Genomic DNA, 7,292 nt, shown 5'->3' on the forward strand with positions numbered 1-7,292 from the left:
TAGATGATTCATTTCTGCATTGTTTAGTTTTCAAGGAACACCTTGCGCTTCATCGGAGCAGTGCTCACGAGTCAGCTTGTATATAATATCAAGTTTGCCTATAAAAGTCAACACCCGCACGAAAACTTTTTTCGTGCGGGTGCTGCTCAGTCAAATTGATTACCAGTTGCCGCGATGATGGCCACCGCCGTAGCCGCCTCTGCAGCCGCCGTGATAACCGCCGCGGTCTCCGCGGTCGCTGCCGTCCTCATTGCTCCAGCGTCCGTGATTTCCCCAACAGCCTTCTCCGTGTTCGTAGCAGTACGGTGCGTTGTTCTCCGGTGCTTCTGCTGCAAATACTGCCGTCGGCGATGCAGCCGCCAGCATAAATCCTGCTGCCATAACCATCAATAACTTCTTCATAGTAAATTCCTCCTTAGATTGTCTGTTTACCTGTCCTGAAGATTGCTTCAGGATTTCTTATTTGTGTGTATTATGACATAGGCCTGTGTCAAAATTGTGTCATATGTAAAAAATTTTTTGAAATTTTTCTTTCCTTTATATATTAAGACATATTTAAGTGCTATAATTATATACAAATATGGGTTTACATTAAAAAGGGGGGCGTTATTTTGGACTCATTGTCTATCCGGCAGAAGCTGTTTCTTGTATTCGGCGTGCTGATAGCAATCTTTATCGCCAACGGAGTTTACACAGGATACAGCTTAAGCAGTATCAACAACGGTGCATTGCGCATCGCTACCGAACATCTTTCAACAGTATTGGTCGGAGAGGAAAGCAGCCGTACTCTTTCCGACTACAGGCAGGGAGAATACGCGGTAGTTACTTCCGTTACTCTTCCAAGCCGAATTCAGGCTGCTCAGGAAACAAAAAAGCGTGCCGACCAGCTCGATATCGCTTTTGATGCGCTTGAGCCTGTAATATCTCCTGAAATAAAAGACGACTTCCTTCAGATGCGCCAGTCGTGGGATGCTTATAAGCAGAATTCTGCCCGTCTGATTTCGTTCGCAAAGAACAACCGACAGCAAGAAGCGCTCCAACTGCTTGAACGCTCTAATTCCCAGTTCGCGGATATATCGAATAAGCTCGCGCGTGTCGTAGACAGCAGCAAGGATTTCATTCATGCCGAAAGCGCTGAAGCTTCACAAAAATATGAAGCTACGAGATGGATGCTCATAGGCTGTATCGTTCTTGTTGTTGTTCTTTCAGCCTTCATGGCTTTCTATCTCAGTTCCAGCATAATGCGCTCCATTCGTTATTTAATGGAAATCTCCGAGCAGGTTGCTGCCGGCAATCTTACCGTAAACGCCGAAGCAAAAACCGAAGATGAGCTTGGGCAGCTCACCGACGCTTACGGAAACACAATACATAATCTCCGTTCGCTCATTAAACATATTCAGCAGACGGCAGATGATGTATCGACTTTTGCTGCGCAGCTTACGGAAAACGCAAATCAGTCGGCACAGGCTACTCAGCTTGTGGCAAACTCCATAACAAACGTCGCGGGTAATACAAGTCAGCAGGGCGAAGCCGTTGAACGCTCCCTCGGGGATATAAAGGACATGACCGAAAGTCTGCATGGCTTCGAGAACAAGGCAGATGCCTCCGCAGAAGAAGCACGAAGTGTTGCTTCACTGGCAACATCCGGCAAATCTTCTATCGACGGTGCGGTTTCTCAGATGTCTGAAATCGCCGCCTCAGTCAACGATTCCGCAACAGTAATTCAAAAGCTGGCCGAGCGTTCTTCGGAAATCGGACAGATCAGTACAACAATTTCGGGAATAGCCGACCAGACAAATCTCCTTGCGCTGAACGCTGCTATTGAAGCAGCCCGTGCAGGAGAAGCAGGACGCGGCTTCGCCGTCGTAGCGGAAGAAGTCCGAAAGCTCGCTCAGGAATCCAACACCGCGGCGCAGCAGATTGCGGAGATTATCGCACTCACCCAGCAGGATACCAAGCAGGCTGTCGCCCGCATGAACAAGGGCACTCAGGATGTAGAAAGCGGACGGAAGGTTCTCGCTGAGGCCGGACGCGCCTTTGAGTCCATAGTTGCCGCGGTTTCTTCGCTTACAGAACATGCCGATGCCATTCTGACAGAAGCCCGCCAGTCTTCCGCAAAGGCCGAGTCTCTTGTCGAAGTCATGGACGGCATCAACCAATCCAGCCGTGATGTTGCCGCCGAAACCGAATCAGTATCAGCTGCAACGGAAGAACAGTCCGCCTCCATGGACGAGGTTGCAGGAGCAAGCCAGCGTCTCGCAGACCTCTCCCATGAACTCACGGATTCTGCCAAACGGTTCAAAATTTAAGGAGGGCGCACAGATGATTTCACATAATACGAGAAAACTTCTCTCGATTCTCTGTCTGCTGCTCTTTACCTGTGCAGCGCTGATTACCGCCGGCTGCGGGCCTTCGGAGAAATCCGCCTCAAAGAAGGTCGCGGTTGCTTTTGCAAACTCCTCGGCAAGCTGGCAGAAAAACGGACAGACAATAAAATCCTCCCTTGAAAAGGAGGGCTATACAGTAGACCTTCAGTTCGCGGATTCTGCCGAACAGCAGAACGAGCAGCTTAAGGCACAGATTGCCTCCGGCCCCAACTGTATTGTCATAGGTGCCGTAGACAGCGGAAAACTAGGTGAAGTGCTGACAGAGGCAAAGAATAAAAAAATTCCCGTCATAGCCTTTGACCGCCTCATAATGAACACCGATGCGGTTTCCTACTACGCTTCCTTTGACAGCCGCTTCGTGGGCGAAGCTATGGGCGAATATCTTGAAGCCGCAATGAATCTCAAAAGCGGTGCGGGCCCGTTCCGTATGGAGGTATTTGCGGGAGACCCGTCGGACAACAACGCGCATCTGTTTTTCTCGGGCGCAATGGATATCCTGAAGCCTTATATTGATAAAGGGCAGCTTATTGTTCCCTCCGGCGAGATTACTTTTGATAAAGTATCGACAAAGGACTGGAAACCCGAAACCGCAGGCGACCGAATGAAAAAACTGCTCAGCGGGCCTGACAGCGGAGCGCCTTTGGATGCAATCCTTGCTCCGAACGACGGCATCGCAGGCGGGGTACGCGACGCTCTCAAGGCAGGCGGATACAGCGCAATGCCTCTGATGTCGGGACAGGACGCAGAATCAAAAGCGCTTGAAGCGGTAAAGAACGGCGAACAGACCTTCACCATCTATAAGTCTTCGGATCTTCTTGTCGCAAAGACGGTACGCATGATAAAAGCCGTGGTTGACGGCACGACACCGGATATCAATGATGTAAAGACTTACAACAACGGTGTTATTACTGTTCCGTCATATCTCTGCACTCCGCTCATAATTGACAAAGGAAATCTTTCAGAAGTGAAATAAAAATTTTTAACGCTCTCCTTATGGAGGGCGTTTTCTTTGCCATGCTTTAGACACATTTTTTTGATAAAATTAACACAAAAGATTTTACATACAACAAGAAAGGGGCTGCCATGCGAAGAATACTTATTGCCGACGATAACGCGGCCATTGTAGATATTTTAAAATCCTTTGCCGAGGCTGAGGGCTACGAAACAGTATCTGCCGCCGACGGAGAGGAAGCTCTTTCGCTTTTTCAAAAGGAGCATTTTGATGCGGTGCTTCTTGACGTTATGATGCCGAAGCTGGACGGGTTCGAGGTTTGTCGTGCAATCCGCCGCATTTCAAACGTTCCTGTGCTCATGATTACAGCGCGGGGCGAGGATTACGACCGCATCATGGGGCTGGATATAGGCGCGGACGATTATATCGTAAAGCCATTCTCTGCCAAGGAGGTAATGGCCCGCATACGCGCGGTGCTCCGCCGCCTGCCCGTCAGCGAGGAAAAAATCTCCTTCGGAAGTCTTTCCCTTTTCCCCTCCGCCTGCAGAACGGAGATAAACGGAAAGGAAATCACCCTTACAAAGAAGGAATTTGACCTCCTTTTGCTGTTTGTTCAGAACAAGGGCCAGGCCTTTTCCCGGGACAGGCTCCTTGAAACGCTTTGGGGCTTTGATTATGAAGGAGATACCCGCACTGTCGATACCCATATAAAGAGGCTTCGTGCGAAGCTCGCGAAGGAGCCTCATGATGACTGGGATATCCGAACTATCTGGGGTGTCGGATATTCATTTGGAGGAGAAACGTAATGCCGAAGCTCACAAGACGCCTTTTTCTTTATTTTTCAGCGGCGTTGATTGTCTTTACAGTTGTGCTTGCAGGGCTTTTTGATGCCCTGATGCGTGACGCGTCCATAAAGGAAAACCGTGCGCTTTTGGAGCAGCGCACACAGGCTCTGGCCGCCTCTCTGACGGAGGAACCCGCTCCTGCCCCATCAGCCCGCCCCGCAGATGATCGGCGTGAACGCGGCGGAAGGCAGCGCGGTATGCACATGCGCGGTATGCACCATAATGAAACGGCTTCGGGCGCTTCCCGCGCCAATTCATCAGACAGCTACTGCCGCCGCTATGTAAGCGATACCGACACCGCCCAGCCCGCAGCTATCGAGGACGCATCCTATCTGAAAAACCTCAGCGCACTGGCAGGGGGCACGGTGTGGCTGGTTGACCGGCGTACAAAAACCATCACCGCTTACGGTGCCGACGATAAGGAAATCTATGACAAGCTGCCTGCCGAGGCGGAGGAAATGCTGAATAAAATTTTTGAGGGCAGCGCTGTCTCAAGCGAAGATTTCAATGCAATTCTCGACGCGCCCTCCTTTACCACCGGCGCGCCTGTGAAGAACACAAACGGCGAAATAACAGGCGCCCTGCTCGTTCACCGCACCTTTTCAGGGCTGGCAGAGAGCGAGCGGTCAGGGCTTAAGATTCTCGCCGCCGCCATCGCTTCTGCTTTTCTTCTCTCCCTTATTCTGTCGCTTCTTCTCGCCCGCCGTTTCGTGAGCCCCCTTGCACGCATGGAAAAAACCGCAGCGGTGCTTGCGGAGGGTGATTACAGCGGACGTACGGAAATAAAACAGGACGACGAGGTGGGAAGCCTCGCGAAAAGCCTGGATACTCTGGCAGAGCGTCTTTCAGAGGCAGAAAAAGAACGCGCGCGTCTGGAAAAAATGCGCCGCGATTTTCTTTCTTCCGTTTCCCACGAGCTGCGGACACCTCTTACCGTACTGCGCGGCACGGTAGACCTTCTCTCGTCGGGTATTTCCATAAGCGAAGAAAAACGCACGGCACTTCTTGAGCAGACCATGAGCCAGACGGCGCAGCTTGAGCGGCTGGTGAATGATTTGTTTGAGCTGACACGCCTTGAAAATCCTGATTTCACAATCGAAAAATCTCAGGGCAATATCACTGATGCCCTGGAGGATGCTGTTTCCTCCGCCAACAGGATAGCATCAAAGAAAAACATAGCCATAAAGGCCGTATCTCCGATTATGCCTGTTATCATGGATATGGATTACGGACGAATCAGACAGATGTTTTTGATTGTGCTGGACAACGCCGTAAAATTTTCTCCTGCAGACGGAGAGATTGAACTGTCTCTTCAGAGCAGTGACAGCGGCTGGAGTGTTTCAATACGCGACCACGGACAGGGAATCCCCGAGGATATTCTTCCCGAGCTTTTCGGACGCTTCCGCAGCCATAAGGGGGAGAACAATCCCAACGGAACAGGTCTCGGACTGGCCATTGCAAAGCAGATTGCCAATCGCCACGGCATAGAGCTTACAGCGAAAAATGCCGAATCCGGCGGCGCGGTATTTACCTTCAGTAAATAGTAAAGAAAACCAAAAGGGATTGTCTGCCTCCCCTCAGGCGGCAGACAATCCCTTTTTCGTGCAAGTGTTAATCAGAAATCAGATTCCCTCTTCAGCTTTCATAGATATAGCGCAGTTTGTTCAGATTCTCTGTGTTCAAATCCTTGTGGCAGACCCAGCCCTTCGAGTTCAGCTCCATCGTACGGCGATTGCCGGCTGAATATTTCTCCCAGTGCGGAATCAATTCATTATTAGGGCTGCCTGTCGCCGCGAAGGCTGTCCACGCCGCCTGGATTTGTCTGACAAGGTTTTGATTTGGCATCAGCCAGGACTCATCTGGTTTCACACCGAATACGAATCCCAGTTCCAGCCCATGGAACGACCCCAATTCTTTACGTTCCGTCGTTTCGCTGAACAGATAATAGTAAACATCCTCATATTTCGACTGATTTTCGGCATCAAGTTCCTGCCCCACGCGCCAATCCATCTGATTGATAAACTCCCTGTAATTTGCCGGGGTATCAGGGCGATTTTGCAGCCATTCCCGATAAAGCTCCCTGTCGGTACGGCCGGTGTGCTCCTTGTACCTTTTCATCACAGGAGAAATTTTTTCGTGTGTTTCATGGAAGTCTGCAAAATAATTCTCGTCGTACAGCTGCCAATAGCCCCACTCGTCGGCAGTGGTGCCGGTCATGAATTTAATTCCGCGGGCGGCTCCGTTTCTAAGCGCGGTGAAGGGATCCTCCGGCCAGAATTTCCCGTCGCAGGCAGGAAGGTAATCGGAATGAGCAGTACCGCGGCGCATTTCAAAAAGCTTTACGTAAATATCTCTAAGCTCGGCAGAGGATTTCTGCATGAGGTCGCTCATTTTGCGCGTGCCGCTCAAGTTCAGAAAATCTTCCAAAAGCAGGGCGGCATGCTTCAAATCCTGAACAAAACGCGTAGGCCCCGACTCAGGGATTGCTTTTTGGAACAGGCCCTTGGCAGCAGGAGTAACCGTCAGCAAAAAAGTTGAAATAGAGCCGGCGCTTTCGCCAAAAACGGTAATGTTGCCGGGATTTCCGCCGAATTCAGCGATATTTTCCTTAACCCATCTGAGTGCCGCGATTTGATCGCTCATGCCGAGATGCCCGCTGTCCTCGAACGCCGGGTCAATCAGACCGAAATTCATGAAGCCGAAAATGTTCAGCCGGTAATTGAAAGTGACGACAATGACATCATGCGCCTTCGCAATGTTCGTGCCGCTGTAGGTCGGGTCACTGGTGCCGCCGTGCATGAAGCTTCCGCCATGTACGAAAACCATGACAGGCAGATTTTTCTTTTCGCTGCGCTTCCAGATATTCAGTGTCAGGCAGTCCTCGCTTTGACGATTTTGCGAAGCTTTTTCAAGCGCGTCGTCCTCCTGAATCGCAGAAGCGCCGAATTCTTTTGCATCAAAGGATTGATTGGACGGTTTCAATGGCTGCGGAAGCTGCCAGCGCAGCTTTTCGACAGGCGGCTTGGCATAAGGAATTCCCAGCCATGTTTTGACACCATTTTGATCCACAAAGCCGTTGAACGTGCCGTAACGGGTTTTAACGCTGCA

Annotated in this window: 6 protein-coding genes; 4 read left to right on the top strand and 2 right to left on the bottom strand. The window is 50.7% G+C overall.

The window, feature by feature from the left end:
- Positions 1 to 159: 159 nt before the first annotated feature.
- The gene (locus tag ACY69O_RS01435) at positions 160 to 402 is read right to left on the bottom strand and encodes a hypothetical protein (RefSeq protein ID WP_462331691.1); all 243 of its coding nucleotides are present in this window, start codon (positions 400 to 402) and stop codon (positions 160 to 162) included.
- A 209-nt stretch (positions 403 to 611) separates the two neighbouring features.
- Here ACY69O_RS01435 and ACY69O_RS01440 point away from each other — a divergent pair, with 209 nt between their 5' ends.
- The 4 genes from ACY69O_RS01440 to ACY69O_RS01455 all read left to right on the top strand — a co-directional run bounded on the left by ACY69O_RS01440 (position 612) and on the right by ACY69O_RS01455 (position 5,728).
- Positions 612 to 2,309, top strand: a complete 1,698-nt coding sequence (locus ACY69O_RS01440) for a methyl-accepting chemotaxis protein (RefSeq protein ID WP_462331692.1) — start codon at positions 612 to 614, stop codon at positions 2,307 to 2,309.
- Positions 2,310 to 2,322: 13 nt separating this feature from the next.
- On the top strand, positions 2,323 to 3,360 hold the full coding sequence (locus tag ACY69O_RS01445) for a substrate-binding domain-containing protein (RefSeq protein ID WP_462331693.1): 1,038 nt from the start codon (positions 2,323 to 2,325) through the stop codon (positions 3,358 to 3,360).
- 110 nt (positions 3,361 to 3,470) lie between these two features.
- Complete coding sequence (locus ACY69O_RS01450) at positions 3,471 to 4,145, top strand: response regulator transcription factor (RefSeq protein WP_462331694.1); 675 nt, start codon at positions 3,471 to 3,473, stop codon at positions 4,143 to 4,145.
- On the top strand, positions 4,145 to 5,728 hold the full coding sequence (locus tag ACY69O_RS01455; RefSeq protein ID WP_462331695.1) for a sensor histidine kinase: 1,584 nt from the start codon (positions 4,145 to 4,147) through the stop codon (positions 5,726 to 5,728). Before ACY69O_RS01450 ends, ACY69O_RS01455 begins: the two co-directional genes overlap by 1 nt.
- A gap of 91 nt (positions 5,729 to 5,819) precedes the next feature.
- Here the strand turns inward: ACY69O_RS01455 and ACY69O_RS01460 are convergent.
- Positions 5,820 to 7,292: carboxylesterase/lipase family protein (locus ACY69O_RS01460; RefSeq protein WP_462331696.1), on the bottom strand; the 1,473-nt coding region annotated here is incomplete at its 5' end.

Source organism: Schwartzia sp. (in: firmicutes) (assembly GCF_978017985.1).

Coding starts and splice junctions, on each gene's coding strand:
- ACY69O_RS01445 (WP_462331693.1), top strand. CDS start 2,323: ATGATTTCACATAATACGAGAAAACTTCTCTCGATTCTCTGTCTGCTG.
- ACY69O_RS01455 (WP_462331695.1), top strand. CDS start 4,145: ATGCCGAAGCTCACAAGACGCCTTTTTCTTTATTTTTCAGCGGCGTTG.
- ACY69O_RS01450 (WP_462331694.1), top strand. CDS start 3,471: ATGCGAAGAATACTTATTGCCGACGATAACGCGGCCATTGTAGATATT.
- ACY69O_RS01435 (WP_462331691.1), bottom strand. CDS start 402: ATGAAGAAGTTATTGATGGTTATGGCAGCAGGATTTATGCTGGCGGCT.